The 23,799-nt window shown below is 58.9% G+C and carries 33 protein-coding genes; 3 read left to right on the top strand and 30 right to left on the bottom strand.

Going from position 1 to position 23,799, the window contains the following annotated elements; all coding sequences use genetic code 11:
• Window positions 1–7 precede the first annotated feature (7 nt).
• From FEE99_RS17350 to FEE99_RS17210, 29 genes are all read right to left on the bottom strand, one after another.
• Window positions 8–1,174 (bottom strand): phage tail sheath subtilisin-like domain-containing protein, encoded by a 1,167-nt coding sequence (locus FEE99_RS17350; protein WP_041481032.1) that lies wholly within the window; start codon window positions 1,172–1,174, stop codon window positions 8–10.
• A 103-nt stretch (window positions 1,175–1,277) separates the two neighbouring features.
• Window positions 1,278–1,703 (bottom strand): phage tail protein, encoded by a 426-nt coding sequence (locus tag FEE99_RS17345; RefSeq protein WP_041481033.1) that lies wholly within the window; start codon window positions 1,701–1,703, stop codon window positions 1,278–1,280.
• Between the two features lie 2 nt (window positions 1,704–1,705).
• Window positions 1,706–3,700: a phage tail protein gene (locus FEE99_RS17340; RefSeq protein ID WP_081932666.1), complete on the bottom strand. Its 1,995-nt coding sequence runs from the start codon at window positions 3,698–3,700 to the stop codon at window positions 1,706–1,708.
• A complete protein-coding gene (locus FEE99_RS17335) occupies window positions 3,701–4,303 on the bottom strand; it encodes a phage tail protein I (RefSeq protein ID WP_041481034.1) in 603 nt (200 codons plus the stop codon). It lies immediately after the preceding gene.
• Window position 4,304: 1 nt separating this feature from the next.
• Entirely contained in the window at window positions 4,305–5,186 is an 882-nt protein-coding gene (locus tag FEE99_RS17330; protein WP_041481035.1) for a baseplate assembly protein, read from the bottom strand.
• Window positions 5,183–5,509 carry a GPW/gp25 family protein gene (locus FEE99_RS17325; protein ID WP_041481036.1) on the bottom strand — a complete coding sequence of 109 codons (327 nt, stop codon included), beginning with the start codon at window positions 5,507–5,509 and terminating at the stop codon, window positions 5,183–5,185. Before FEE99_RS17325 ends, FEE99_RS17330 begins: the two co-directional genes overlap by 4 nt.
• A 5-nt stretch (window positions 5,510–5,514) precedes the next feature.
• Entirely contained in the window at window positions 5,515–5,763 is a 249-nt protein-coding gene (locus tag FEE99_RS17320) for a hypothetical protein (protein ID WP_041481037.1), read from the bottom strand.
• A 52-nt stretch (window positions 5,764–5,815) separates the two neighbouring features.
• Window positions 5,816–6,352 carry a phage baseplate assembly protein V gene (locus tag FEE99_RS17315; protein ID WP_041481092.1) on the bottom strand — a complete coding sequence of 179 codons (537 nt, stop codon included), beginning with the start codon at window positions 6,350–6,352 and terminating at the stop codon, window positions 5,816–5,818.
• A gap of 29 nt (window positions 6,353–6,381) precedes the next feature.
• Window positions 6,382–6,897, bottom strand: a complete 516-nt coding sequence (locus FEE99_RS17310) for a hypothetical protein (protein ID WP_041481038.1) — start codon at window positions 6,895–6,897, stop codon at window positions 6,382–6,384.
• The gene (locus tag FEE99_RS17305; protein WP_041481039.1) at window positions 6,890–7,555 is read right to left on the bottom strand and encodes a hypothetical protein; all 666 of its coding nucleotides are present in this window, start codon (window positions 7,553–7,555) and stop codon (window positions 6,890–6,892) included. The genes FEE99_RS17310 and FEE99_RS17305 overlap by 8 nt, the downstream gene beginning before the upstream one ends.
• Window positions 7,552–7,872, bottom strand: coding sequence for a head-tail joining protein (locus tag FEE99_RS17300; RefSeq protein WP_041481040.1), 321 nt, complete (start codon window positions 7,870–7,872; stop codon window positions 7,552–7,554). The genes FEE99_RS17305 and FEE99_RS17300 overlap by 4 nt, the downstream gene beginning before the upstream one ends.
• Before the next feature lie 2 nt (window positions 7,873–7,874).
• On the bottom strand, window positions 7,875–8,870 hold the full coding sequence (locus FEE99_RS17295) for a major capsid protein (protein ID WP_041481041.1): 996 nt from the start codon (window positions 8,868–8,870) through the stop codon (window positions 7,875–7,877).
• A 62-nt stretch (window positions 8,871–8,932) separates the two neighbouring features.
• Entirely contained in the window at window positions 8,933–9,277 is a 345-nt protein-coding gene (locus FEE99_RS17290) for a head decoration protein (RefSeq protein WP_041481042.1), read from the bottom strand.
• A complete protein-coding gene (locus FEE99_RS17285; protein WP_041481043.1) occupies window positions 9,274–10,428 on the bottom strand; it encodes a head maturation protease, ClpP-related in 1,155 nt (384 codons plus the stop codon). The genes FEE99_RS17290 and FEE99_RS17285 overlap by 4 nt, the downstream gene beginning before the upstream one ends.
• A complete protein-coding gene (locus tag FEE99_RS17280; protein ID WP_041481044.1) occupies window positions 10,425–11,906 on the bottom strand; it encodes a phage portal protein in 1,482 nt (493 codons plus the stop codon). The genes FEE99_RS17285 and FEE99_RS17280 overlap by 4 nt, the downstream gene beginning before the upstream one ends.
• Window positions 11,906–12,112 carry a phage head-tail joining protein gene (locus FEE99_RS17275; protein ID WP_041481045.1) on the bottom strand — a complete coding sequence of 69 codons (207 nt, stop codon included), beginning with the start codon at window positions 12,110–12,112 and terminating at the stop codon, window positions 11,906–11,908. The genes FEE99_RS17280 and FEE99_RS17275 overlap by 1 nt, the downstream gene beginning before the upstream one ends.
• A gap of 1 nt (window position 12,113) precedes the next feature.
• Entirely contained in the window at window positions 12,114–14,108 is a 1,995-nt protein-coding gene (locus FEE99_RS17270) for a phage terminase large subunit family protein (protein WP_041481046.1), read from the bottom strand.
• A 4-nt stretch (window positions 14,109–14,112) separates the two neighbouring features.
• Window positions 14,113–14,682 carry a hypothetical protein gene (locus FEE99_RS17265; protein ID WP_041481047.1) on the bottom strand — a complete coding sequence of 190 codons (570 nt, stop codon included), beginning with the start codon at window positions 14,680–14,682 and terminating at the stop codon, window positions 14,113–14,115.
• Window positions 14,683–15,185: 503 nt separating this feature from the next.
• Window positions 15,186–15,509, bottom strand: a complete 324-nt coding sequence (locus FEE99_RS17260; RefSeq protein WP_041481048.1) for a phage holin, lambda family — start codon at window positions 15,507–15,509, stop codon at window positions 15,186–15,188.
• Window positions 15,510–15,657: 148 nt separating this feature from the next.
• Entirely contained in the window at window positions 15,658–16,143 is a 486-nt protein-coding gene (gene gvpU, locus FEE99_RS17255) for a gas vesicle accessory protein GvpU (RefSeq protein WP_041481049.1), read from the bottom strand.
• Between the two features lie 165 nt (window positions 16,144–16,308).
• Window positions 16,309–17,004, bottom strand: a complete 696-nt coding sequence (locus FEE99_RS17250) for a hypothetical protein (RefSeq protein WP_041481050.1) — start codon at window positions 17,002–17,004, stop codon at window positions 16,309–16,311.
• 3 nt (window positions 17,005–17,007) lie between these two features.
• Window positions 17,008–17,322, bottom strand: a complete 315-nt coding sequence (locus FEE99_RS17245; protein WP_041481051.1) for a hypothetical protein — start codon at window positions 17,320–17,322, stop codon at window positions 17,008–17,010.
• A gap of 2 nt (window positions 17,323–17,324) precedes the next feature.
• A complete protein-coding gene (locus tag FEE99_RS17240; protein ID WP_041481052.1) occupies window positions 17,325–18,605 on the bottom strand; it encodes a tyrosine-type recombinase/integrase in 1,281 nt (426 codons plus the stop codon).
• Window positions 18,602–18,904, bottom strand: a complete 303-nt coding sequence (locus FEE99_RS17235) for a nuclease domain-containing protein (protein WP_041481053.1) — start codon at window positions 18,902–18,904, stop codon at window positions 18,602–18,604. The genes FEE99_RS17240 and FEE99_RS17235 overlap by 4 nt, the downstream gene beginning before the upstream one ends.
• Window positions 18,895–19,104, bottom strand: coding sequence for a hypothetical protein (locus FEE99_RS17230; RefSeq protein WP_041481054.1), 210 nt, complete (start codon window positions 19,102–19,104; stop codon window positions 18,895–18,897). Before FEE99_RS17230 ends, FEE99_RS17235 begins: the two co-directional genes overlap by 10 nt.
• A complete protein-coding gene (locus FEE99_RS17225) occupies window positions 19,097–19,759 on the bottom strand; it encodes a replication protein P (protein WP_041481055.1) in 663 nt (220 codons plus the stop codon). Before FEE99_RS17225 ends, FEE99_RS17230 begins: the two co-directional genes overlap by 8 nt.
• Complete coding sequence (locus FEE99_RS17220) at window positions 19,759–20,547, bottom strand: helix-turn-helix domain-containing protein (RefSeq protein ID WP_371924068.1); 789 nt, start codon at window positions 20,545–20,547, stop codon at window positions 19,759–19,761. Before FEE99_RS17220 ends, FEE99_RS17225 begins: the two co-directional genes overlap by 1 nt.
• A gap of 186 nt (window positions 20,548–20,733) precedes the next feature.
• Window positions 20,734–21,156: a phage regulatory CII family protein gene (locus FEE99_RS17215; RefSeq protein ID WP_041481057.1), complete on the bottom strand. Its 423-nt coding sequence runs from the start codon at window positions 21,154–21,156 to the stop codon at window positions 20,734–20,736.
• 74 nt (window positions 21,157–21,230) lie between these two features.
• On the bottom strand, window positions 21,231–21,410 hold the full coding sequence (locus FEE99_RS17210) for a Cro/CI family transcriptional regulator (RefSeq protein ID WP_041481058.1): 180 nt from the start codon (window positions 21,408–21,410) through the stop codon (window positions 21,231–21,233).
• Window positions 21,411–21,519: 109 nt separating this feature from the next.
• On the opposite strand from FEE99_RS17210, the gene FEE99_RS17205 reads away from it, so the two are divergent.
• Together FEE99_RS17205 and FEE99_RS17200 are read left to right on the top strand one after the other, a co-directional pair.
• On the top strand, window positions 21,520–22,170 hold the full coding sequence (locus FEE99_RS17205) for a LexA family protein (protein WP_041481059.1): 651 nt from the start codon (window positions 21,520–21,522) through the stop codon (window positions 22,168–22,170).
• 155 nt (window positions 22,171–22,325) lie between these two features.
• The gene (locus tag FEE99_RS17200; protein WP_041481060.1) at window positions 22,326–22,577 is read left to right on the top strand and encodes a DUF1654 domain-containing protein; all 252 of its coding nucleotides are present in this window, start codon (window positions 22,326–22,328) and stop codon (window positions 22,575–22,577) included.
• A gap of 588 nt (window positions 22,578–23,165) precedes the next feature.
• On the opposite strand, the gene FEE99_RS17195 is transcribed toward FEE99_RS17200, so the two are convergent.
• Entirely contained in the window at window positions 23,166–23,399 is a 234-nt protein-coding gene (locus FEE99_RS17195; RefSeq protein WP_041481061.1) for a hypothetical protein, read from the bottom strand.
• Window positions 23,400–23,565: 166 nt separating this feature from the next.
• Between FEE99_RS17195 and FEE99_RS17190 the strand changes: the two genes are divergently transcribed.
• Window positions 23,566–23,799, top strand: coding sequence for a hypothetical protein (locus FEE99_RS17190; RefSeq protein ID WP_041481062.1), 234 nt, complete (start codon window positions 23,566–23,568; stop codon window positions 23,797–23,799).

Raw genomic sequence — 23,799 nt, 5'->3', positions numbered from 1 at the left:
CGCCCCCTTAGGCTGCTTCAAGCACTTCGGTCATCCACTGATCGGTGACTTCGAAAAGGAAATTCGGGTTCTCTGCCGGCGGAACATCGGTGAAACGGATGCGCCAATACACCTTGCCCTGGGCGATCTGGCTGGCCGTGTTCAGTTCGGTGTCGGGGAACACTTCAAAGTTGATGATTGCGCCCTGGGCTTTCAGGTCGCGCATGAATGCATCCAGACCGTTGGTGACATCGGTCACGTAGGTCTTGGTGATCGAGCGGTCGACCGCCCACTTGTGCCCCGCCTGTACCGCGTCCATGAGGATGAACAGCGTGCGAACGCGGGTAACGAACGCCCACTTCGGATCGCTCGACAGCGTGCGGTTGCCCCACAGGCGGTAACCGTCGTCGCGAATGATCGTGGTGATATTGGCGTTATTGAGCAGGTTGGCCCGGCAGGTCTCGTCGCCGTCTAGGTACTCGACCGCGCGGCCGGTACCGGTGATGCCGGTCAACTCCTTGTTCGACGGCGACGCCCAGAAACCGTATTCAGCATCCGTCCAGGCGAACAGCCCCGCCGCCCAAGCCGAGCCGGGCGCGTCGACGGTCTTGCTGGTGATGGTGTCCCAATACTTGACGCCCGGGTCGACCATGAACAGGTTGCGACTGCCGAAGTTATCGGCGTAGGCCATGGCGGCCTCGTCGGTCGTACCCGGTCCGTCGATGATGCCGATAGCGCGCAGCTTCTGCGCCAAGCTATCGAGCGCCGTGGCCACCGCCTGAGTCGCGGTGTGGCCCGGGGCGATCAGCAATCGCGGCTGGGCGTTGAACAGGCTCTTTCCGTCGAGCAGCGCCTGTAAGCCAGTACGCTGCCCCGACTCCAGCACGCCGCCGATGATCGCCGAGGTTTGCAGCGCAGGGTCTTCCAGCTCGGCCACGCCGATGGCGACGATCACCGCCTTGGCTTTGACGTAGATCGCCTGACAGGCCTTGGTGATTGCCGACTCGGCACCGAAGGCGGCAATGGCTTCGCGCTCGGTGGTGATCAACTTCAGCTCGCCCGCCTTGGCGGTACCACCGCCGAGAACGCCAGGTGTGAAGGTGTCGCACAGACCGATAATCGACGACGACGGCAGCGAGATGGTGCGCGCACCAGTGTCGACCGACGTGGTCGTGACGCCGTGGAAAAAACTCATAAGGGTCAGTCTCCAGAAACGAAAAAGCCCCGCATAAGCGAGGCTGTGAGGGTGTTCGTGTTACGCGTAACGGAAAAGAAAACGCCCCGTCAGTGCGGGGCGTTTAGTTGGGTTGTGCTGACAGCCAGGTCGGCGCCGGCGGTCGATGTTCGGCGAGGGGGAATTGATCCCCTAGCGGCCAGTCGCGCAACTGACGGCGGTAGGCCTGCAACTCCGTGTACTGGTCGGCCGTGAGTGAGGTTTCGCCCCCCTCCTCGATCTCGTCGCGGTGTCGAGAAACCAACGGATCCGTCAACAAAAGCTGACCGTTTCGCCATGTGCGTTCCAGCTCCGCCAAATAATCAGGCGATGGCTCTGCCGGTGAAACAAGGCAGGGATAACCATGCTTATCTGACGTAATGATCTGCCCGCGAGAGTTACCACGCAGAAGCTCGGCATAAAAATCATCATCGATTTCAACGGCGTCAGAAGGCAAAACAGAATTGATGGCAGGGTCATAAAAACCGCAAGTGCTTGGACTAAACAACATGATCATTCCCCTATTGCAATGTAGTCGAAGTTGCCGTTGCTCCCAGCCCAAGCACTTCCGTTCCAGTTCATTGAGCGGATAAGGGCTCCCAATTGAGTTTTTGTGCCCGCGCCGTAAACTGTGAAGTTCGCCGGAACCCAGCCAGTCGCGGCCGATTCCGTGACCAAAACTTGACGGCAAGCCGTAGGGAATGTGACTGGAAATGTCACCGAACCAGTGCCGTTAGTTGTCGTACCACTGCCCCGCTGGATGATTGTTCCGCTCGGCAGCTTCTGATAGCCCTGCACGCCCGTTCCAGCAGCAAAACCACCGCCAGTTTTCAGCGTCTTTGCGCCATTCCCACCGGCTACTTTCCAGCCAAGGCCGACAGCAACAACCAAAAGAAACTCACCGACTGCCATCGGGTATGGAGCGCTATTTCCACCAAGCCCGTCAAAAATGAGCAGATCCGCTCCAGTAGTGGTGACTGCGAACGACGCCATGGCCGACGACGAATGAGTGATCAGAAACATAGATCCCGGGACCACCGAGGAAACCAGCGGCAAACCAACATTGACCGACCCCGTACCGACGTTCGACGTAACAAAGCTACCAACCTGCTCAGCGGTCAAAGTGGTGTTGACGGAAATTGCAACCAACCCTTTGCAGTTACCCTGCGTGCGGTTCACAAACTCCGTCGTTGCCAGCGCCTTGGTATTGTCGAACTGGGGCCGAGTTGAGAAGTTCGGCCCAGCCATGACCCCAGCGAAGGCGAGCGCAGCCGTTCCCCCGACTAATCGCCACTGACCTTCCAATCGGATGAATTCAGCGGTGTCGCCCAGGGCGAGTACCAGCGGCCCAGCGACACCGGTCGAGGTGTACACGACGTCAGCGCCGGCCGGGACAATTTTTAGCCCACCATTGCCGGCACAAACAAGCGTAATGGTTGCGGCCTGCGCGACACCTGCCGTCGGAGGCAAAGTGGCCTGAAGCTGCGCGGCACCGGAAAAGCTGTGAAGGCCACCGACGTGCGCGGCCGTCAATGCCAAGTTTGCAGCGTTCGTAGTGAAGCCCGAGAACTCCACACCGCTACGCTTGACGAACTCGGTCGTAGCGAGCGACTTACTACCGTCGAACTGCGCCGGCGTCGGGGCCGTGGGGTTGCCGGCAAGGCTTGGCGACAACAGCCGGGCAAAGCCGTCTGTAATGTCCTTGAACGTGAGCGCCGTGGTGCCCACGACAATCGGGCCATCGGTCACCAGTTGCCAGATCGTGTCGGCCTGCGTCGCACCCACCTCGACCGCTACCGTCAGATTCGGCGTGACCTTCGCGTTATTGTCGGCATCCTTGGCCCGCGCCCAGGCACCCACAGCCACCACATACGGGCCGTTATCCTTGGCAGCCGCCTGATTCTTCACCAGCACGCGATCGCCGGCATTCAGCGAAACACCGTCGACGACCTGCAAGCCGACCAAGGTAATATTGGCCGTGGTCGCCGCGCGCACTGACTGCTTAATGTCGAGCTTGCTCAGCTCCTCCAGAATGCGCGAATCGACATACTCACGCGTGGCCAGCACCACCGACGGGTCAATCTTGAGACTGATCTGCGCCGTGCTGGAAACAATCAGGTTCATCCGCACAACTTGCGTGCGGCCCGATCCCTGCGACAGCACCGGTTTGAAGCTTGGCGCGCAGTTGGCCACCGCCACCAGATCCCCGTCAGCGTCATACAGACCCACCTCACGAATCCAGCGCCCGCCCTCGTCGGCCGGGATAACCTGTTCTGCAATAATCACCGCCGGGTTGACCGGATCGATGCGCAGTTGATTCAGCGGACGGCGGCGCCATTCGTTGATCAGTTTGGTTTGCTTGGCGCTGGGCTGCGGCTCGGTGTCGTTGGCATCGCCCAAGCCCATTTCCGTGATGTTCCAGGGCACGCCCAGCACATTGGCATTCGCCAGCTTGGCCGCCCCCACGTCCGTCAGGATCGCGAAAAACTTTGAGTTCGCATCAATCATTTAATAAATATCCATGATGTCTATGGAGTGTTCACGGCCGACCACGCCGAAGCTGCCGGTGATTTCAATGTCCTGCATTTCCGGCGGATAGATATCGAGTTCATCACCGTCGTAGAGCGTCACGCCTACACTCAAATTGCCTTGTGTTTCCAGGCTGATCGCCAGACCAATCATGTGCCGGGTGACGGGCTTGGCGTCATCAATCAGTCGCTCAAGCTCCTGATACATTTCTTCGGTGATGCCGGTATCGAGAACGCCGATCTTCAGTGCGAAGGTGCCCGGCACGCCCTCGGGCACGGTTTTGAACCACTCGACAATTTCGATCAGATAGCCCAGCGGCTCGACCACGCGACGTATCGCGCCGATCGTGCCCTTGTGCTTGTGGATGTAGAACGACGCTTTGATGGCCGCGCGCTTGGTCGCCTCAGGCCATCGGTAGTCCCAGCGATCGACAGACCACGCCCACGCCAGATGTGGCAGCAGATGCGCGGGACAGGTGTCGGGGTTGTAGAGGTCGCGCAGTGGGACAATCGTCTGTTCGAAGAACGCGGCCTCCATGGCCCGTTCCAGTTGCGTGCTGTTGAGCGGCAGGAGACTTTTCATATCAGCCCGCCAGCCTCACGTTGTAGCGTGTACAGAACGCCGCCTGAGCCTTGGTCGGGGCCAAGTCCTGCCACCCGACCAACTCAACCCGTGCAACGCCGGCAACGTGCAACTGAGCGTCAACAGCAGAGCGGGCGACCTCGACGCCCAGCCGCTTGCGTGGATTGATCCAGGCTGCCAATCGGCTTTTCGCTTCGGCCAAACTGGCATCCGCTTCGGGGCCGGCGCCGGCCATATGCAAGATGGCGTCAATCTCGTAGCGGATCACCTGCGCGCTCTGCACGGTTACACGATCGCCCACCGGGCGAACGTCATCGTCATCCAGCGCAGCGGCCACCGTCGCCAGCAGCTCCGGCGGCGCTTCGCCCTCCCCATCAAACCCCAGCACCGTTACCGTAACGTAACAAGGCGCCGGGCTTTCAGCCGTCGCATCTGCCACTAACCCCGAGGCGTTACGCGCGTGCAGGATGTAGCTGTTACGCGGGCCGGCCGTGGTCAAACCCTCATAGGCCAACTGGATGCGTTCGCGAAACGGGTCGTCGTCTTCCATGACCTTGGGCACCGGCGGCACGGCCAGCAGATCCTCAGCCTGAATGACCAGGCGCTGCAGATTGACGTTGGCCCCCAAGTGATCGAGGTCGCCGCGAATAGCGTGCGCCAGCAATAGCGCCTTGCCGGCGTCATTGACCCGAGCGCGGTTGCTGACCTTGTTATAAGCCCCGACCTCAAGCAATTTGACCACTGGATCGCTTTCCAGCGCGGCCGTCCAGTTGCCACCCATGTACCCGCGAAAGACGCCTAAACCGTCCTGATACACCTCTTCGAAGTCCAGAGGCTCCAGCACGGTCGGCGCCGGCAGCGACGACAGATCAACGGTACTCATGCAGCCACCTCCAACGTGACGCCGTCGCCCAGGTATTTCCCGACGATTTGCAAATTGATTTGCCCGCCAATGACGGAAATGACGCGCACCTGATCCAACTTCAAACGCGGCTCAAAGCGCCCCAAAGCGCGGGCAACCTCAGCCTGCACAGCGCTTTTCCAGCCCTCGTTGACGGGCAAATCGACAAACCGCCGCAGCTTGCTGCCGTACTCCATGCGGTGCCGGCGACTGCCCAGCGGCGTGCTCAAGATGTCGGCAATGGATTGCCGCAGATGCTCGATGCCGGATATGGGTAGGCCGGTGTGGCGATCCATTCCGATCATCTATGTCACTCCTTGAACGGCTCGTATTCTTCGCTGGCTTTCAGGAACTTGACCGCCTCGATGTCGGAGGACGGCACCACGACCGTCGCCTTTTCGACCGGATAGGAACGGTCAGTATCGGGCACGATCAACAGTCGCGACGTGTAGAGCTTGTCGCGGAATTTCAAGGACTCAGGCGATGAGTAGGTTGGGGATGACAATGCCGGTTCCGAGGAGGTTTGCGCCTCGGTTGAAGTCGGATCGAACTTGGCCATGTGGTTCTCCAGGCGTAATAAAACCCGCACTGGGCGGGCTGTCGTGAATGAATTAATGCGTGTGGTGATTGCTGTTTCCGGTGGCATCAATGATCGCGCCGGCGCTGGTGATGCCCTTGGTAACGTGCAGCGCGCCGTCGATCATCACCGCCGCTTTAAGATTGATGTTGCCGGTGGTCACGTTCACCGCGCTATCGGTCACCACCGCTTCCGTGCTGGCCACTTTGATGGTGACCGTGCCGCTGGGCAGGGTGATGCTGTAGCTCTTGGCCTGCCAGTCGTAGATCAGCGAGCCTCCATCATCGAAGCGCCAGACCTCGACATGGTCGCGGTTGTCCGGCGGCGGGCCAGCATTGCCATACAGGCCCGGGACAAACGTGCCTTGTGACACGTCACCGCTGGGACTGATCAAGCTGCCCTGCTCGCCCAAAGACGGCGCCCGCCAGTGCCTGGCCTTGCCGGCGGCGATGCTGTGCCAGCGCACCCAAGCGCTGACCCATTCACTGCCGTCTGACACGCGACACACCGGCGGCGATGCTGACAGATCCACCGCGACCACGTAGCAAGCCTTTACCGCTCCCGCAATCATGCGGTCATGCTGGGCGCTCGCGTAGCTGCTCACATCGCCTCCGCTGGGACAAAGTCCTCTTTGACGTCGTCCTGGAAGCCAATGAGCAACATCCCCGGCGGCTCGTCAGGCCAAAGCCATTCCTCCGGCCCCAGATAAACCTGCTGAGTCCATTCCACCAGCCACACGGTGTATCCATCCAGGTGCGGCTGGGTAAAGTCCTGCAGCGATTGCACAAACTCGGCAGGTTCAACTGCCAATCCCCACGTCTGCGCGCGCAGCAGCACCGCCAACTGGGTCGCCAATTGCACGGCCTGTTGATGATGGTGCGGCTTGATCGGGTCAACAATGATCCGAGCCTCGAACTTGCAGACCAGCGAAGTTTCGCCGGTGCCGATTTCGGTACCCGGCTCGATCTCAGCCACTTCAAGAAACACCGCGGGCAGCAACACGCGATCCTTAATGCCTGGCCAAGCCGTGACGGTCTGCACGCCAGGCAAGTAGGTACGCAGATGCTGTTCTACCGCCCGAAAAAGCTGGTCCAGGCTGAACGGTTCGTCAGACATTGCCGATCCTCTTAAGGTATTTCTGCAGCTCAAAGTTGAGTTCTTGTTTGAGAATCGCCAACAGGATCTCGTCTGCCTTTTTGACCCAGCTATCGAAATGCGGGCGGGCTTGCTCCAGCGACACCTTGGCTTTGGCCAACGGGAAACGACTACCGTTTTCGGCGACCCAGCCAGAACTCGGCCCGCGACCGGGGGAAACCGTGCTGTCCGGGTAGTCGTCCGCGTTGAAATGCTTGCTGGCCGTACGGATCCAGATGTCGGGCTTGTTGCCGTAGACCTTCTTGAGAAAAGCCCCTTCGTAACGCCGCCCCACCACCGACACACCGCTACCGGTCTGCCGCGCCCGGCCGATCCGGCTGGATTCGATGGTGTTCAACCCGAACCATAATTTGCCGCTCGCGGCCGCGCCGGAAACTGGATAGCTGCGCAACCGCTGACGCACCGCTGCTACGGCAATGCGCTCTGACCGGCTGACGGCTCGGGCAATGTGCGTGCGCAACCTTCCCAACGTTTTGTTGATCGCGCGCCGATGCGCCGCAGCAGCCGCTTTCGGCACCACCTTGGCAAAGTCCTGGAACGCTTGAAAATGTGCGGCCGAGGACTGGATGGAGATCATCCCGCCCCCGGCCGAGGGTTTGAAATAGCTGCCGACGCTCATGGCCGTAACCTCAGAATCAGAGCGACCAGCCCGTCACCGCTCGGTTCGAGCTGGATCAGGTCGTAGTCACCGCCGCCATCCAAGGCAGGCAGGTCAACGCTGACCAACATGCCCTGTTCCAGACCTTGCGAATCGCTGACGCGGATCTCGAAGCGCGGCTCTCGCAACCCGGTGTTGAGCTTGCCGAACTTAGGTTGCAGCCAGGGCGCGGCAAACATGCCGAACACTGGCTCGTCGCGACCTTCGATCCGTGCAGTGTCGCCCAGCGTTTCGAACACCACCGCGTCGACCTCGGCGACCAGATCGCGAAAGCCCATGGTCAGAGTTCCAGCAGGATCTGGGCGCGCGGTCGAGTGCACAGGTGCAACGGGTTGGACTGAGCTTCGCCCGCCATGCCTTTGTTGAAGGGCAGCGGCTCGATCATGCTGTAGTACGGAATGCCCTGAGTGTTGACCGTTTCCATGTAGTCGGCCGGCGCGAACACCGAGATGTACAGATCTGGCACGCCTTCAGGCACCAGCAGCGCCTTGTCGTCGTGGACGAACGACACGCCCGCGACCTTGCCACGATAGCGCTCCCAGATGATGCCGCCGAACTCGAAGCTTTCGCGCGCATCACCACGCAAGGCCGCCGCTTGCTGACTGTTAAGGTAGGTCTCTTTGACCGACTTGTGAACGATCAGCTTGTTCCAGAAGTTCTTGCCGCAGAAGGCGCGAGAACCGGTGCTGGTCACGCTGCCGAGCGCGTCTTCCTGCATGTCCAGCGCCTCACCGCACTTAACCCGCAGCTCGGTACCGGCTTCAGTCAGCCCCATGGACAACTTCTGACGCTGAACACCGAAGCGCTCATACAAGTCCAGCAGCACCGTCGAACCATCAGCGTCGAGGATCTGGCCGTTGAGTGCGCCCATGCGCTGGAACTCATGCGTCGCATCCAACTGACGACGCGCCTTTGCCAGACGTGCATTGACCACGTCCTGCACCGCCTGCAGCTCGGTGCGAGTGCCGAAGGCGCGAATGCCTTGGATCTCATCCGCCTTGATGGTGAAGCGCTCAGGCAGGTGTACGGTGTTGAACGGGATCAGGTTGCGCTTGCTCGCAGCAACCACCAGGCCAGAACCACCGCGCTCACCGGCCGGCACCAGTGCCAGGGTGTCACCGTCCTTTTCAATCTGCACGGTCAGGGTGGTAATGCCTTCCTCGCGGAACAGGCCCAGGGCGCTGATGCGGCCCGGCAGGTAGGGTTGATCATTGAGTGCAGCGGTCAGCGAGGTAACGGTAAACGCTTCGTCTTCAAAAATGGCGATATCGGCCATGGGTACTCTCCAGAAACGAAAAATCCCGCTCGCGGCGGGATGCATATGAAAAAGGAAACGTCTTAGCGGACGATTACCGAATGTGCGGCCAAGGCTTTCTCGGCAGCCAGATCCAGGCCGGTCAAATGCGCTTCACTGACCTCGGCCAACCGCACCACGGCGCGACCGCGACGCACCACATCGGATTCGCCCAACGGGCCGTAGAGAATGGCGACAGCGTTTTCAGTGCCGTCCTCTGCCGCCGGTTCATACGGTGCGAATTCGCCGGTGGCGGTCACCAGCCCGAGGATTTGCCCCGGCCACAACGCTGGACCGGCCGCGACGTTGATCGCTTCACGCGAGATCGTGCCGGCGCCTTCGGACAGCAGGAATTCACCTGCGTGCATCGGTTCCTGTTTGATGGTCATGCTCGTGCTCCTTTCGCGCTTTGCGCGGTTCCAGTTTGGGCCGCTTGGCGAGCAGCCCAAATCGAGTTGGGGTCAGGTTGTTTGGCCAGCACCTTGGGCGCCAGATCGTCCGCCAGCGGCAGACTGTTGTCGATTTCAAAGCCCTTGCCGCTGGTGACAATTTTGTCGAACAGACGCGCCCGCACCGCCGGCGCATCCAGACCTGCCGCGACATACTCGGCGCTGAATTCAGGCAGCCGCGCGGCCACGCAGAGGTCGTTAATCGCCTTGGCGCGTGCCAGCCCCGCCAAAACGATGTCTTCACTTTCAAGCTGGGTGGACTTGAGCAGCGGCTCGATCAGGTTGCTGATGCCCGCCGCCGTGCAGCGCTGAGTGACCATCAATGCCAACTTGGCCGAGTCTACAACGGGCGGCACCGTCGGCGGATCGACAGGATCAAGATCCGGATCCGGTTCGGGTGCCTCGTCGAGCTGCGCTACCAACTCAGCCGGAGCGTGCTGGAACCGTTGCAGCACCGCGCCTTGCCCCAGACAGGCTTTGACTTTGATGCCGTCGCCCACTTCATCGGCCAGCCCCAGTGCCACCGCTTCGTTGGCGGTCAGCCAGGTTTCAGCCGCCACCAAACGCCGCAGTTCCGCCTCATCAATGTCGGGCGCCTTGGCCTTATAGGCCGCAATGATCGCCTCCAAGGTTTGATCCAGCACATCAGCGACCCGGCGAAAGTCCTCAGCGTCCCCGCCTGCATAGGTGTAGGGGTTATGAATCATCAGCATGGCGTTCGCCGCGATGACTACGCGGTGCGCACCACACACGGCCACGCTAGCGGCGCTCGCTGCCAGTGCATCAACGCGACCAGTGCAGCGCTCACCCAGACGCGACAGCGCGTTATGCATGGCCAGCCCATCGAACAGGTCACCGCCGATACTGTTGAACGCGGCGACCACCGGCGACACACCGTCGTCCATGGCGCGCAGATCCTGCACGAACTGATTGGCAGTGATACCCCACGCGCCGATCTCGCCATACACGAAGACTTCGATCACTCGCTCGGTGGCCTCGCCGCTGGCATGAACGGCGTACCAGGTCTTGTCCTTGACCTCGACGCGTTTGCCGGCGCGGTTGTAGATACGCGGTTTCGCGTTTTTGCTCATGGTTGCTCCTTGTCGTCGGTGTCTTCGACGGCATCAAGGGTGTTGTAGTTGAGGCCCAGTTTTGTGGCCCGTGCCAGATCGGCGGCGTTTTCCAGATCGACCGTTTCGGCGTCGTAGCCGGTGCGCAGCACCATCTCACTACGAGAAGAAAACCCGGCCTGGACTTCCATCCGGCGTGCCTGCACGTCCTGTACTGGTTGGATGTAGGCCCAGCCTTGTGGCACCCACCGGGTACGCAGGTACTGGCGGCGTTTCTGTGCGTAATCGTCCAGCACCAGGACGCCAGACAGCACCGCCATGTCCATCCATGCCGCCCGTACGGGACGGCAGAGCTGATGCACGTACACGCTGAATTGCAGTTGTTCCAGGCGGCGCCGAAACTCGTTGAGCACCACCCGAAGCGCTCGGTCGTTGATCCCGCGCATGTCGCCCGTGAGGATCTCGTAAGGCGTACCAGAGCCCGCTGCAGCAGCCATCAGTTGCTGCCGCATGAAGTCCGGGTAGTTGTTGCCCGCGTCCGGCGGCTTGGAAAATTCCACCTCCTCACCCGGACCGAGTTCCTGCATGGTGCCGGGTTCGAGCGCGACCATGGGCGTGAAGCCGTCGCGGTCCAGATCCAATAACGCGCCGGTGACCGGATCGCGTGGCGCCGGACCCGAGTCAGGCGACGGGCGCGTGATGAAACCGGCGAACAGGTTGGCCACCTCCTGACGGAACAGCACCGCGTCGTCATAGTTGTCCAGACTGCGCAGCCGTTTGAGTACCGGCGACAATCGCGGCACACCGCGCAACTGGCCAGGTTCGACCGGTTCGAAGATGTGCAGCACCTGCGCGGCCGGGACGCGCACTAGCTGGTTATAGCCGGCGTTCAACGAGGCCGCATCACGCGGGTGCGACAGGTACATCCAATACGCTACCCGCTTGCCGCCGGGCGTGAACTCGATGCCGGCGCGGATGATATTGCCGTTCTTGGTGCTCTCGAATTTGTCGTGCGGCACGAACTCCGGCGCCAGAATCTGCAACTGCAGCGGAACCGCCAAGCCTTCGGCCCGACTGCGAGGACGCAAGCGAACAAAGCATTCACCCGATGTTTCCACCGTGCGCGACACCAGCGCCTGCTGGCCGTAAAAGTCGGTGCGGTCATCCGCATCAGATTCATCAACCCAATCACTCCACAGCTCCTGCAGCAGTTTGCGCAGGGCATCATCATCGGTCGCTGGCCGAGGGGTGATGCCGGTACCGATCAGGTTGCTGACGCGCTTGTCGATGACGTTGAAGGCATACGGGTCATTGCGAACCGCTGCCCGGGAGCGCGACCGCAAATTGCGCAGTGCCGGGGTGTTGATGCTGTTGATCCCGTTGTCGGGAGCGTCCCAGTTAGCGGATCGGCGGCCTTCACCAGCGCCTTCGTAACTGGCCTTGATGTTGGACGGCAGCACAAAGCCGTTACGGGTCAACGTCGGAAAATGTCGGGCCATTAAAGTCCCTTGCCCCCGTGATAAAGGCGGACCACGCGCGAACGTGGCCCGGCGGCGCTGGCCAGCGACGAGCGTATTTCTTCGCGCGCCTTGAGCAGCTCATCGACCGTGCGGTATTCCACGGTCCGGTCGGTGTAGCGCACAGTTTTTTCACCGCGAGCAATGGCCGCCTCAACCGCGTCGAGGTGCTTTTTCGTAAATGACATATCAGCGTCTCTTCAGGTAGCCACTGGTGGAGCTGCGGCGTTGTGGGGGGGCCGTTGTCGGACGTGATTTCACGGCTGGTTGCGGCGCCTGTGGTGCTGCCGGTGTTTCGACTGGCCGGCTGAGCCGCTCGCTCTGAACTGGTTGGCCACTATCGCCCGAAGCCGACTGGATGATCGCCTGCCGAATCCGCGTCCAATCGTGATCCTGGTAGCGATTGATGCCGAGGTAATGGGCCATGGCCAGGTTGTAAACCAACAGGTCGAGTGCTTCGTTGCGCTCGGACTTGCCCTTGGTCCATTCAATGCGTTTATGCCCCCTGACGTAACGGGTAACTTTGCGCTCAGCCACACACTGGGCGAAAAAGTCATCCGGCAGGTCGTTGGCAAAGTGCAGCGCTCCCGGGCCGGTGTCGAATGCATAGCGGTTGTAGATCCAGTCCTTCGCGGTGTCGGTACCGACAATCCATAGCTCGGCGCCATGCCGTTCAGTCAGTCCCTTCCATGTCACGTCGACCATCGAAGGTCGCTGCGCAATTACCGGCCGGCCCCGCTTGCTCGCCCCTTTGATGGCGAACACGCTGCGCCAGCGGCGCATACGACAGAACTGATAGACCTCATCCGTATGGTTACCACCGGAGTCGACCGCAGTAGCCATGATCATCAGCTCAGCACCACAAGGGTGTCGGTAACGGGCCTTGAGTAACTCATCCAGCGCCACCCAGGTGCGCTCATCGGCGGGGTCGCCGGAGATCACTTGAAAGTCGACCACCCAGCGCTCCATGCCAGCGCCCCAACCCATCACCATCAGTTCCAGGCGGTTGGCTTGGGTGTCAACAGAAGCGGTCAGCATCAACACGCCGTCGGGCATTGAGCCAAGCCCGTAGTTTTCCAGCCGCGCCCGATCCCTCAGCACATCGGCCGAGGTTTGCTCCTGAGCGCTATCCCAGACCTTGGCCAGACGGGTGTTATAAAACACCTGCATCGGCTCCAGATCGCCTTTGGCCTGAGCCTTTTTAGCCTTCTCGAATTGCTTGGCCAACGAGGCCCAACCGGTCCAGCCGGGCGGCGAGTACAACGCATTCAAGTTGAAACCAATGGTTTCACCATCGCCTTGGGTGTGTGCTCGCCACTCCCCTTTCGCCAGCATCTCGCCCTTATAGCGCTCCTCGATCAGTACGTCGCAGTCGGGGCCGGCACACTGGTAATGCACAACCTGAAAATCCGCCGAGTAATGCAAACGTTCCCACTCCAGCACCTGCATATGCTCGCAGGTTGGGCACGGCACGTAGTAGTAACGCTGATCGCTGACCTCAAACAGATCAGCGATCCGTGACGCCCCCCTGACCGTGGGCGAACTGGAAAAATAGAATTTCGCGTTACGGCCGAAAGTACTGCCGCGAGTCTCGGCCAGTTCGACCGGGTCGCCCTCTTCGCCAACGTCCACACTCCAGCGATCAACCTCGTCGCCGTAGATGTAGCGTGCGGAAAGCTCCGCCAGGTTGGCCGCAGAACCGGCCGTGGTGATGTACAGCGAACCACCCTCGAACTCCTTGGTGTCCATGGTGTTGCGCGCATCTCGCGAGCGGTTGGACGCCACGCGCTCACGCAGAACCGGCGTGGCCTTGATGGTTTTACCAATCCGCGAAGATACCCGCTTGGCCAACCCCAGGCTGGGCAACAACGTCAGGATGTTGGACGGGGCCATATGGATAAGGCCGCCGATCCAGTTCAAAGCGATCTGTGTTTTCATCAACTGCGAAGCCACCATAGTTACCACGCGTTTGCACGGGTGGGCTGGTGACAGACAGCGCATCGGCTCACGCGCATAAGGGGTACGCGAAGTGTGGTATTGACCAGGCTCGGCCGCACCCGTGTCGCGCGGGATACGCATGTACTCGTCGGCCCACTGATCAATCCAGACATCTGGCTCTGGTCGCTGCCCACGGAAATACGCTTCGCGGTACACCGTCGCACCGTTCGGAATTTCTAAGGACATAGGTTTAGCTCGGGATAATGGCTTGTTCTAGATCTGCTGCAGACAGCCGCTCAGCATCTTCCAATGTTTGTCGCAAAGCCGACGCCAGACGCTTTTCGATTTGCCATGGATCAGACAGCGAGGCCAGTTCAGGCGCGAGCTGTGGAGCCATTCCAAGCAAAAGATCACGCAGTAAGCGACCGGCGTTATAGGCGGCATCTTCGACCGCTTTGCGCTCTACCAAAGTGCCCAGGGCTTTAAGGAAGTTGTTTTTTTCCTGAAGCGACAGGTAGTGCTCACGAAGCGCGCGTGACTTTTGAAAGTCGGGCACCTCACCAGAGGGGTCATCTACAAAGTCTGCGATGACTATTTCCAGCGGCGGCTGATCATCCCGTTTCGGACGATTGCGCTCATGTCGAGCGGCGACGCCGGCCTTGCTCGGGTCGCTCGTCATGGTCAGAAGCCGCTCGCTGGCCTCCACATCAATCTGCCCGGCAGCATTCAGAACCAGTCGCTGACTCTTGACCAGCTTGCCAACGTACTGCCGAGACCACCCCTTAAGCTCGCAGTACTCCTTGCGAGTTACAAAAGCCATGCGGCCTCCATCGTCGTGGCTTGTTAAGCCTGTCAACTAACCCGGCTTAGTTGACAAGCGATCTGACCATTGCGCCGAGGCTGCTGTTTAAGAAAATGAACAGGCATGAAAAGGCCTACAGCCCAATAGAACCGGGGGGACTTCAATAAAAAACACTCTTTGGATCATGCGAACTCTGTCGCTGGAGACACAGAATTTCTTGTCAACCTGTCAACCTGTCAACCGCTGTCAACTAACTTTCCAGCCCTGTGGCTAACGCTTTCCCGCGGGTTTGCGACCCCGTACCCTCCGGATATCCCCAGGGTCCCCAGCAGTTTTCGGCGCACCAACCCGGTGCGCCGGCCTCTGGCCGCCACTTACCGGTGGCATTTGAGGACGCGCGAGCGGTAGGCCGTCCCCGAACCGCAAAGGTGAGGGTTTACGGAAACTCTCGCAGCGCCTCTTGCAAGTGCGTGTACTTGCCGTAAATCGCGCTCGTCGCGCAGCGCATTCAATAAAGGACATCAACCTTCAACTCGCTTGCCGGCAGCACGGTCGTAGTAACCGCGAACTTTCTCGACGCCGAGGAAGCCAACAGCGCCGCCGGCAAATGTGGCCATGCTTTGAGGTAAGCCCATCCATTCAAGGAGGGGCACCAATGACAGCGTGACGAGGCCGCACAGCGCGCCTTCCAGACACATCTGCCGGCGCGTGCCACCGCCATACATCACGCGCAACACGGCGACGCATACGGACAATCCAGCGGCGTAGAGTTGCGGCTGATGCAGCAGCAGCCAGGCAATCATTGCGGCCCACAGACCGGGATCCTTCTCAGGCATGTTTGGCATCTCGATTCCTCCCTTTGGGGGAGTGCATTAGGTTCGGCTCCAACGGCACTCCCGGCTCAGAGCGATGGGTGTGGTGGGGCCGAAAACGAAAAAGCCCCGGCAAATGCCGAGGCTTTAGTGAAAAAATAACGCTTGGAGCGTGAAGAAATTACTGTGCTGTATAGACGAGGCGGCCTAAGTTGAAACCATCAACACTCGACAGCTTCCCTCTCCAAAGCGACCCTCCAGGTAGAATTGGTCGCTCGTTCGAGCTATAGATTTCTGCAGCTTCTAAATGAATGAATTGCGGTGGAGGCAAAAGACCGTTCTCAGTAATCGGTGGCGTATTCCAATGCGAGGCTTCTTCTTTGAAAATCTCGCGAGAACCATCTTCAGCAGAAAAGTCGGCTGCAAGGTGATCCGTCATCTTCTTGAAATAAGCATCCGCCGATATCAATTTCCCAGAAATTAGATTTCCGCCGACAGTTAATGTAATTGAATGCTGATTATTGGGGTGAGCATTCGTGTTATTGACCAGCCATTGAAGCAACTGATCAATACCCCGTCCTTGCCATTCCTGTTGGACAAACAGCGGATCGTCGAGCCGCCCTCTTAACATGTCATCGTGAGTTTGAGGTTCATTCAAATCAGACATGGTAACGCTCCCTGCAGTTGGTGGTAACAACCCCCTATATACCTGAGCGCCCTACAAAGAAAAAGCCCAGCGCTTGGCTGGGCTTTGTTGTCAGTCCTCTACACGCGCAGGAATGACAGGATGGGATAAATACTGATGGAACGATGGACTGATGTCAACAGGCCTTTACGCTGCATCAGCAGAAATAATGAGCCCTTCGATATCGAATATCTCTCCTGCCAGACACAGCGCCTCATCAACAAGAGTGTTTAGCGCGCCGTAGATGTTTCGGCGCCATTCGCGGCGCGTCGACTCAGGGCGGCCTTCCGTATCCCAAGTGTTCATGTCGTAAAAGCTTTTCGGCAGAACGATCATTGAAGCAGACCGGGATTCAATCCTCTTCTTCGCCGATCTCTCTACAGCGACGGCAGAGGCAATCATCGACTCACGGCGCCAATCCCGCGCGTCGACAGGAACAGTTACCGTTACAGTCCTGGCCGACTTCGGATCGGCGCCCTTCAGCTTTGGGACTGCCCACGCGGTGACGGCTTTGAAGATGAATAGTTGCGGTGCCGGCGAATTGATCAACTGTCGAAGCTCGGTGATTGCCTGAATCTTCTTCGCCTTGTCTGTACTGAACTTGGCCACCAAGGCATTCATATGTTTCTTTTCAAGGCCGTGGTGAAGTCGTGCCGCAACCCAGCAATCAGCCTGGGCACGATCAATACGCTCACCGGGCGCACAGCGGAACAGTGAAAGAAGGTCACGCTGCTCTTCCTCATGCGGGCTGTACAGCTTCTGCCATGCCTGTTTGCTGGTGTTATCGATAGCTTCAGCGGCGAGAGCCGAAACCACACCACCAAGAACGCTGTTGTAAATCATGGATCAATCCCCCTTGATAGCCGAGCCACCAGGCCCGCGAGTGTTGGTTTGCTGGTAAAGCTCAGCCGTGGTCAATGGCTCACGCGGCAATGTCGCGATGTGGCGTTCATGACGGATCAGCATGCCGAGCTGAACGATCAGGTCATCTACTGGCAACGGTTCCAGCGTCTCGGCGTGCACCAGGCCGGAGGCGTGGCATCCGATGCAATCGAGCTGATGAAACACGCCCTTGACCAACCCCTTCCCGGCACAGGTTGGGCAGTCGGTGAGCGGGATCTGGCGGCGCACAAAGGCGGGGCCGTGTGTTCTTTTATCCATTTTTAAACCTCGCCTATGGTTGTTTCTTCAACGGCCTTGCAGGCCTTATGTTCTGTGGTTTGCAGCGGATTACCGGAATCTTCAAATCTAAAGCCGGTCAATCCGTGAATCGCCGTAAAGCCTTTCTGATCTAGATGCGCGTGCCACTGCTCGAGGGCATCACGCTTGCGGCTCATCACGTCCGACTGGATGTAAACCTTCACGTTGTGGCCCATCGCGTGGTTGATCAGCAGCTCACCAATCAGGTGGTCGACGCCGAGGTCTGCCCAACCGGTGCGAGCCACCTTGCGCAGGTCGTGGCTGGTCCACTCGCCCTGCCCCAACCGACGAAACACTGCGCAACCTTGAGCCTCGCCCAGCGCCTTGCCGTTGCGCGCAGGGAATAGGCTCTGGCCCTTATAGCCTCGGGCGAACTGGCCTTCGCGGTACCGGGTCAGCAGCGTGCACACTTGCTCGGTCAGGGGCAGGTGATGCTCGACACCGGTTTTCGTGTTCTCGGCCGGGATGAACCATTCGCGCTCGGCAAGGCTGATGTGCGACCAGCGCGCCATCCGGGTTTCACCGATCCGCGTGCCATGGCAGAGCATCATCAGTGCGAGCATCGAATCCAGCGGCGCCGTGGTCATGACGTCGGCCAGTTGCCCGAGCAGGCCTTCCAACTGAACGCCGCGCAGACGGGACGGCTTGATGCCGACCTTCGCTTTGGAGAAGTCGTTGAAACGGATCGCCGCCATCGGATTGGACGTGATCATCCCCAGCTTGGCCGCCTGCCGGAATGCCAGGGCCAGTAGCTGGAATGCGGAACGCACGTAGTCGATGGAAACCATCTCTTGCAGCGGCCACATCAGCAAGGTGTCGAGCGCAGCCTTGTCGATACCGATCAGGGGCAGTTCGCCGAGGCGCGGTTTAAGGTGACACTTGATGATCGAGGCGCCGGTGTTCTTGCGCTTGGTCGACAGATTGCGATCGCGCGACATGCGATCCGCGAACCAGTCCAGCAGTTCGCCAACAGCGTTCCACTTCGACAGGCTCGCACCCTCCCCGGCGGCCAGGCGCAGCCGAAGCGACGGCAGCGCCGCTACAACCTGTTTGTGAGTCAGCTCGGGGAACGTCCCGATGGGATTCCACTTACCCTTCAACACCAGGTACCACGAGCCACCGGTTCGAGCCTTGTTGAAGCGCAGGTACAGGCCCTTATTCTCAATGTCGCGTACGTCCTGTACGGTGCCGGCCACTTGGCGCTTGATCTCAGCTTCGGTGATCTTCACCGCGGCGGTACTCATGCGGCCCCCTTAACGGTGAGAATTCCAGCCCTGATCAGGGCTTCGTGGGTTTCGGCGATGGCGCGCGGGACGTCCTGCCAGTCGATCTCGCCGGCGGCGCGGCCGTCGATCACGTCGTGGCAAGCGTTGCACGCGTACACCGCCACGGTGTCAAAACCTTTCATGCCCATACCCTTCTGCCCGCAAGGCAGATGCGCGAGGACGGTGGTTTCTGGATTGTGATTGCAGATGCTTGGCATCCGGACGGTGCACTCTTGGCCATTTGCCGAGGCGCGAAGCTTCCTCGAGCTCACTCGCATGCAGGCTTCCCCGTCACTACGTCGACGACTTCGTAGGTCCCAGGCCACATCCACGAGCCATAACGCTTGGCCATGGCCTCGTCGGCAAACAGCGCCAGCGCGTGATCAGGCGGCGAACTCAGATCGACCTTGAACGAGCAGCAGAACACTGCGAAGCGATAGGTATCGATTTCAGGAACAGCCAGGCGGCGGTCAGGCATGACGGGCAGCCCCCGATCTCATGGCGCGCAGCTCGGAGAGCGCTCTGTTTCCGATCTCAGGTGTACGGCGGCCGTCAACTCGGGCGGGCAATGCCAGCGGCATCTTTTGGAGCGGCAACCCATCGATCAAACGGCGCACGGTGATCACGTAGTTGCGCTCGAACAGCTTGCGCGCCAGCGAGGTTTCGAGGCGGTTCAGGCTCTCGAAACCCGACTCCTTGGCCGTGTGCCAAATCGCATCATGTGACCAGTTCGCTTGGCCGGCCATCGACGGATGGACATTGCGGCTCGCTTCGCGAAACGCCGTTTCGAGCGGTGGCAGCCCAAGCATTTCAGGCGTGGGCTGGCACAGGTTTATGAACTTGCCTACGCTCGGCGCGAAGTCAGAGCCGAGCTTCCGGCACTGCTCGATGCCGAAGCGAATCTGCTCGACCTTCGTGATTTTCTCGGCCATGAACGCCTTGGTCCAGGTGGCTTTCGCGGCGTTGACGGCCTCTTGATCAGGCCAAGCCTGCTTCCACGCCGGGAAGATTGCCATCAGCTCGCGGAACAGTGCGTTGATGACTTGGACCGTACCCGCATCCGCCTTCACTGGCGCGACCTCAGCCGACGCCACATTTGGTAACATTTGCAGCACACTCGAAACAGACTTCATCACAGACCTCCCAGGTCATCACCCCAACTGGTGTCGTTGAAATCAGGCTCTTGACCACGACCTGCTGCCTGCACTCGCTCACGCTTCACCCATTGGACCAGGCGGTAGCACCAGCCGGAGCCGGAATCGAGAGTGTTTGGCTTGGCGCAGTGGAAGCCCTTGAACTTGCGAACCGCTTCGTCAGGGACGCAGTCGGCTGGAAGCCCCGCGATGGCGATCTGATCCGACAACGCTTTCTCGTTCGGCAACCAAGTCGCGAACATGGAGAAGCGCTGGTGATTATCCTGCGGCTCGATTGCGGCGTTGTTCTGCTCCGCGATCGCGGCATCAATCTCGCGCTGTTGCTGCTCTTCGGTTAATTGATGGTTAAGTGACGGATTGGGTGCAGCCGCTGCACCCCGTTCTGTCTTAGCTTGCACCCCGTTCTGTTGTGGGTTGCACCCCGTGCCGTCATTTGCACCCCGCTCGGAACGGGGTGCAGCATTTGCACCCCGCAATAATTGGAGGTCGTAAACGACTGGGCGTCGGTCATGGCGATCAATGTGAACAGCAGCAATCGCCTGATTGCCCTGCTTGATCAGTCCCGACTTCTCCAGGTCATCTAACTTGTAACGCACGGTACGCTCGGATAGACCGGTGTCCTGAGCCAGGGTGGAAGCTGACGGGAACGCGCCAGTACCGTTCGATCCGGCATAGTTGGCCAGGCACAGCAGAACGTGCCGTGCGCTGGCATCCTTGAGAACTTGCGTGGGCAAAGACAGCGCCCATGACATTGCTTGAACGCTCACAGCGAGGCTCCGATATTCAATTCGGCAAAACGAGATGACGTGTGTCGCGACACTTTTTGCGATTGACCAAAACGTGTCGCAGGAATGGAGGGATTACCGGGGGTGACGTTCGTATTCATAATGGCCCCTCAGTTTTTTGCGTTTTGAAGAAACCGGGTTGCAGCCCGGCTTTTTTGTGCCTGAAACTCAAGCTGCCTTCACCGAGCTTTCGAGCAAATGAAGGCTTTCGCGTACATGTCCGATCTCAGTGAGAATGTCGGCCTTCTCGCCGGATGAAACGTGCTGGTCATCCAAAGCCTCGTGTACAGCGATGGTCAAATCAGCTACTTCCTTGCCGACATGTACCAGCGAGGCAGTCAGCTCTTTGGGGGCCGGCGCATCCTTCGGAACGAGCTCGAAACCGAACTGATCCGCCAAAGTTTTCAACGGGCGCATGTCTTCGGTGTGCAGCAAAATCCCAAACAGATGCTCAATAGTCAGGTGATGCGCCGCGTTGTCCGGGTTCGAGCGCTGGAGCAAGCTCACGTGTGCCATGCACATCTTCCCGGCCAACTCCTCTGCCCCACTTTCCTTGACGGTGGTGTGGCAAGCCCTCAAGAAATCTTCCATTCGTAAAACCTCAAATTTGTTTCCGTGGCGTGATGCCAGTGGCGGAGTAGAATTCAACTCATGGATCAGGGCAGCTATGGCGCGTCGCTTTTGCGCTCCGCTTTGAATTTCCCCTTGGAAAGGACCTGAATCTGGTACTGACGGGACTCTGGGATCGTTTCCCCCCACATGGTCACGGCACTTGGATGGATTCCCAGCGCAACCGCTAACTTTTTCTTGCTGCCGAAGTGTTCGGCGACCTCACGCGTATTCATTGCGCATCCTCATTCGAGCGTGCCGCAAATTCAGCATGCTGAAGTTATGGCGTCAACGAAGAATTAAGCACTCTGCATACTTAAATTCAGCTAACTTAATATTGGCGTCATGGAAAGACACGAACGTATTGCCCGAGCCATTGCGCTCAGTGGGAAAAAGAAAGGGGAAATCGCCGCCCTTTGCGGAGTGGCGAATTCTGCCGTTACTCAATGGATCTCAGGCGAAAGTAAAAGTATTCGGCCTGAAAACCTTTACGCGCTGGCTAAGGCCACGGGGTTCAGGGCTGAATGGCTTGCAATCGGCGAAGGCGAAGAGGTTGAACCTGATTCGAATGTAGGCGCGGCTCGGCAACCCGTGGAGTCGTTTCGATATCCGGTTATCAGCTGGGTAGCTGCAGGCGCGTGGGCCGAGGCTGTGGAGCCCTTCCCGCCTGGTTTCTCAGATCGGTACGAGCTCTCCGACTATGACTCCAAAGGAACCGCGTTCTGGCTGGAAGTGAAAGGCGATTCGATGACATCACCGGTAGGCACAAGCATCACAGAGGGAACACTTATCCTCGTCGACACTGAGGCAGATGTGCAATCGGGCAAACTGGTTGTCGCAAAACTCGCCGATAGCGATCAAGCCACTTTCAAAAAGCTTGTTGATGATGGCGGCAGGCGTTTTTTGAAGCCGTTGAATCCCGCGTATCCAACTGAGATGCTGGCCGAAGACTGCCGCATTGTAGGTGTCGTAGTCCGGGCGCTGCAGAAGTTATAGCCCCACTTACTCCCTACCCGCTAATCCCAAGCCCGCCAAAAGCGGGCTTTTTGCTGCCCGAAGACAAAGGAGTACAAATGTACTCCTAAAACCTTGCCAATCAACTGCGTTGAAATAATACTGTACATTCATACAGTTAACGGTAAGGAACACCCATGTCTCTAAGATCGACCGCGACACCCAGCACCACCACATCTTACGAACTCGCGGGCCGGCGCCTCCAGGCACTAATCACTGCACCGAGTGTTCAGAAGAGAATGGCCGTCACGGTGTCGAGGTTGGAGCACGAGGCCGAGGAAGACTGGCAGCGACTAATTGACGATATCAGCGAGACTGACGGTGTGATGGTTGAATCTTTACAGGGTGGTGCAATAAAGATCGGGTGGAAACAATACTGTGACGCTTAAAAGAAGCCCGCAAACGCGGGCTTTTTTACGACTGTTGATTTCAGAATGCTGAATTATTTTATTAAGTTTGCTTGACTGCTTGATTTCAGCTTGCTTAAATAGCTTCAAGCCACTACGCCGGCCAAGTAGCGAAAGCTACGCCGTTCTTTAACAGTCAAAAATCTTCGCGGATCGATCCCCGGCAACGGGAACAGCGCGAAACACAAATTTCGATCCCCATGCCAGCTCTGGAACTGGCCGGGCTCCCTCATGAGAGCACGCAAAGTTGCACAGCCACCCGATGTGACGCCAGTAGCGGCAGCGGGTAGAGAGAGGACTCCGGCAGACGTGCAACGAGATATCAATCATCACTGAAGCACCTTCTTGCGAGGGTGCTTTGGGATGACCTAGAGGAGCATCTAAATGCAGCATTCAGTGGACAGCAACGCAAAGTTACCGCGAGTTGAAGCTCCATCACTGGCCTCTCGAATAGGGCCGCGCTTATGACGGTGGCTCAGCAAGGCTGAGCCTGGGCCTCGCACGAAAATTACTTTGATGCAACGAGCAAAGAACTCGACGCGGCGAGCTGCCTCAAGTACGCAACGATCGTTACCAGTCGGACAATAGTTGCTTCATTACGAGCTTTGCCTCTTCCGGTGACTGAGACGATTTCGAAAGAGTTAGACGAATATCTGTCTTCAGAATTCGAATGTCCGTAACGCCGTGCCAGAAGCCGTTATCAACAAGAATGGCATCACCAACCTTTATCGGCTCGGCGCTTTCGTAGTACTTCGGGCACGAATCGTCGGAGTCATTCAGGTACTTCAGTTTGAATTTGCGCATAGCAAGTTCGCCCTCCTTTGCAAGCTGCGTTGTGTGAGAGCGCTCAGCCTAGCGTAAAGCCCGTCACTTGGGCAGTGGTGAGTAGGCCGGGGCTGTCCGGCACCTATCCTTTTACATCGGCGGGCGCTTCTACCCGTCATCCGCCAGCACAAACCCCGGAGTTGCAATGACTGACACCACACAAGACAGGCGTGGATTTCTATTTGGTATTAGGGTGGGCGAAAAAAACAAAACCTACACGCTGAGCGTGGATGCTGCCTCCCCCTCTTGCGCGATAACGGCTTTAAAGACCGCACTGATGAAGCTGGAGGAGGGAGAAAGCCGCTTTGCTGAAGGCGAAAACAACGTGATGATGATTGGTAGTGTGGCTGCAACCTCCCGGTATAAATTACACCAGTGA

Source organism: Pseudomonas sp. ef1 (assembly GCF_007293365.2).
GTDB classification, from domain to species: domain Bacteria; phylum Pseudomonadota; class Gammaproteobacteria; order Pseudomonadales; family Pseudomonadaceae; genus Aquipseudomonas; species Aquipseudomonas siliginis.
Note: the sequence above shows the minus strand (reverse complement) of the source record. Positions and strands in the feature narration are given on the sequence as shown.

Bases quoted from the DNA above. Each gene is read 5' to 3' on its own strand.
- FEE99_RS17350 (WP_041481032.1), bottom strand. From the start codon at position 1,174: ATGAGTTTTTTCCACGGCGTCACGACCACGTCGGTCGACACTGGTGCG.
- FEE99_RS17345 (WP_041481033.1), bottom strand. From the start codon at position 1,703: ATGTTGTTTAGTCCAAGCACTTGCGGTTTTTATGACCCTGCCATCAAT.
- FEE99_RS17340 (WP_081932666.1), bottom strand. From the start codon at position 3,700: ATGATTGATGCGAACTCAAAGTTTTTCGCGATCCTGACGGACGTGGGG.
- FEE99_RS17335 (WP_041481034.1), bottom strand. From the start codon at position 4,303: ATGAAAAGTCTCCTGCCGCTCAACAGCACGCAACTGGAACGGGCCATG.
- FEE99_RS17330 (WP_041481035.1), bottom strand. From the start codon at position 5,186: ATGAGTACCGTTGATCTGTCGTCGCTGCCGGCGCCGACCGTGCTGGAG.
- FEE99_RS17325 (WP_041481036.1), bottom strand. From the start codon at position 5,509: ATGATCGGAATGGATCGCCACACCGGCCTACCCATATCCGGCATCGAG.
- FEE99_RS17320 (WP_041481037.1), bottom strand. From the start codon at position 5,763: ATGGCCAAGTTCGATCCGACTTCAACCGAGGCGCAAACCTCCTCGGAA.
- FEE99_RS17315 (WP_041481092.1), bottom strand. From the start codon at position 6,352: ATGATTGCGGGAGCGGTAAAGGCTTGCTACGTGGTCGCGGTGGATCTG.
- FEE99_RS17310 (WP_041481038.1), bottom strand. From the start codon at position 6,897: ATGTCTGACGAACCGTTCAGCCTGGACCAGCTTTTTCGGGCGGTAGAA.
- FEE99_RS17305 (WP_041481039.1), bottom strand. From the start codon at position 7,555: ATGAGCGTCGGCAGCTATTTCAAACCCTCGGCCGGGGGCGGGATGATC.
- FEE99_RS17300 (WP_041481040.1), bottom strand. From the start codon at position 7,872: ATGGGCTTTCGCGATCTGGTCGCCGAGGTCGACGCGGTGGTGTTCGAA.
- FEE99_RS17295 (WP_041481041.1), bottom strand. From the start codon at position 8,870: ATGGCCGATATCGCCATTTTTGAAGACGAAGCGTTTACCGTTACCTCG.
- FEE99_RS17290 (WP_041481042.1), bottom strand. From the start codon at position 9,277: ATGACCATCAAACAGGAACCGATGCACGCAGGTGAATTCCTGCTGTCC.
- FEE99_RS17285 (WP_041481043.1), bottom strand. From the start codon at position 10,428: ATGAGCAAAAACGCGAAACCGCGTATCTACAACCGCGCCGGCAAACGC.
- FEE99_RS17280 (WP_041481044.1), bottom strand. From the start codon at position 11,906: ATGGCCCGACATTTTCCGACGTTGACCCGTAACGGCTTTGTGCTGCCG.
- FEE99_RS17275 (WP_041481045.1), bottom strand. From the start codon at position 12,112: ATGTCATTTACGAAAAAGCACCTCGACGCGGTTGAGGCGGCCATTGCT.
- FEE99_RS17270 (WP_041481046.1), bottom strand. From the start codon at position 14,108: ATGTCCTTAGAAATTCCGAACGGTGCGACGGTGTACCGCGAAGCGTAT.
- FEE99_RS17265 (WP_041481047.1), bottom strand. From the start codon at position 14,682: ATGGCTTTTGTAACTCGCAAGGAGTACTGCGAGCTTAAGGGGTGGTCT.
- FEE99_RS17260 (WP_041481048.1), bottom strand. From the start codon at position 15,509: ATGCCAAACATGCCTGAGAAGGATCCCGGTCTGTGGGCCGCAATGATT.
- gvpU (WP_041481049.1), bottom strand. From the start codon at position 16,143: ATGTCTGATTTGAATGAACCTCAAACTCACGATGACATGTTAAGAGGG.
- FEE99_RS17250 (WP_041481050.1), bottom strand. From the start codon at position 17,004: ATGATTTACAACAGCGTTCTTGGTGGTGTGGTTTCGGCTCTCGCCGCT.
- FEE99_RS17245 (WP_041481051.1), bottom strand. From the start codon at position 17,322: ATGGATAAAAGAACACACGGCCCCGCCTTTGTGCGCCGCCAGATCCCG.
- FEE99_RS17240 (WP_041481052.1), bottom strand. From the start codon at position 18,605: ATGAGTACCGCCGCGGTGAAGATCACCGAAGCTGAGATCAAGCGCCAA.
- FEE99_RS17235 (WP_041481053.1), bottom strand. From the start codon at position 18,904: ATGCGAGTGAGCTCGAGGAAGCTTCGCGCCTCGGCAAATGGCCAAGAG.
- FEE99_RS17230 (WP_041481054.1), bottom strand. From the start codon at position 19,104: ATGCCTGACCGCCGCCTGGCTGTTCCTGAAATCGATACCTATCGCTTC.
- FEE99_RS17225 (WP_041481055.1), bottom strand. From the start codon at position 19,759: ATGAAGTCTGTTTCGAGTGTGCTGCAAATGTTACCAAATGTGGCGTCG.
- FEE99_RS17215 (WP_041481057.1), bottom strand. From the start codon at position 21,156: ATGGAAGATTTCTTGAGGGCTTGCCACACCACCGTCAAGGAAAGTGGG.
- FEE99_RS17210 (WP_041481058.1), bottom strand. From the start codon at position 21,410: ATGAATACGCGTGAGGTCGCCGAACACTTCGGCAGCAAGAAAAAGTTA.
- FEE99_RS17205 (WP_041481059.1), top strand. From the start codon at position 21,520: ATGGAAAGACACGAACGTATTGCCCGAGCCATTGCGCTCAGTGGGAAA.
- FEE99_RS17200 (WP_041481060.1), top strand. From the start codon at position 22,326: ATGTCTCTAAGATCGACCGCGACACCCAGCACCACCACATCTTACGAA.
- FEE99_RS17195 (WP_041481061.1), bottom strand. From the start codon at position 23,399: ATGCGCAAATTCAAACTGAAGTACCTGAATGACTCCGACGATTCGTGC.
- FEE99_RS17190 (WP_041481062.1), top strand. From the start codon at position 23,566: ATGACTGACACCACACAAGACAGGCGTGGATTTCTATTTGGTATTAGG.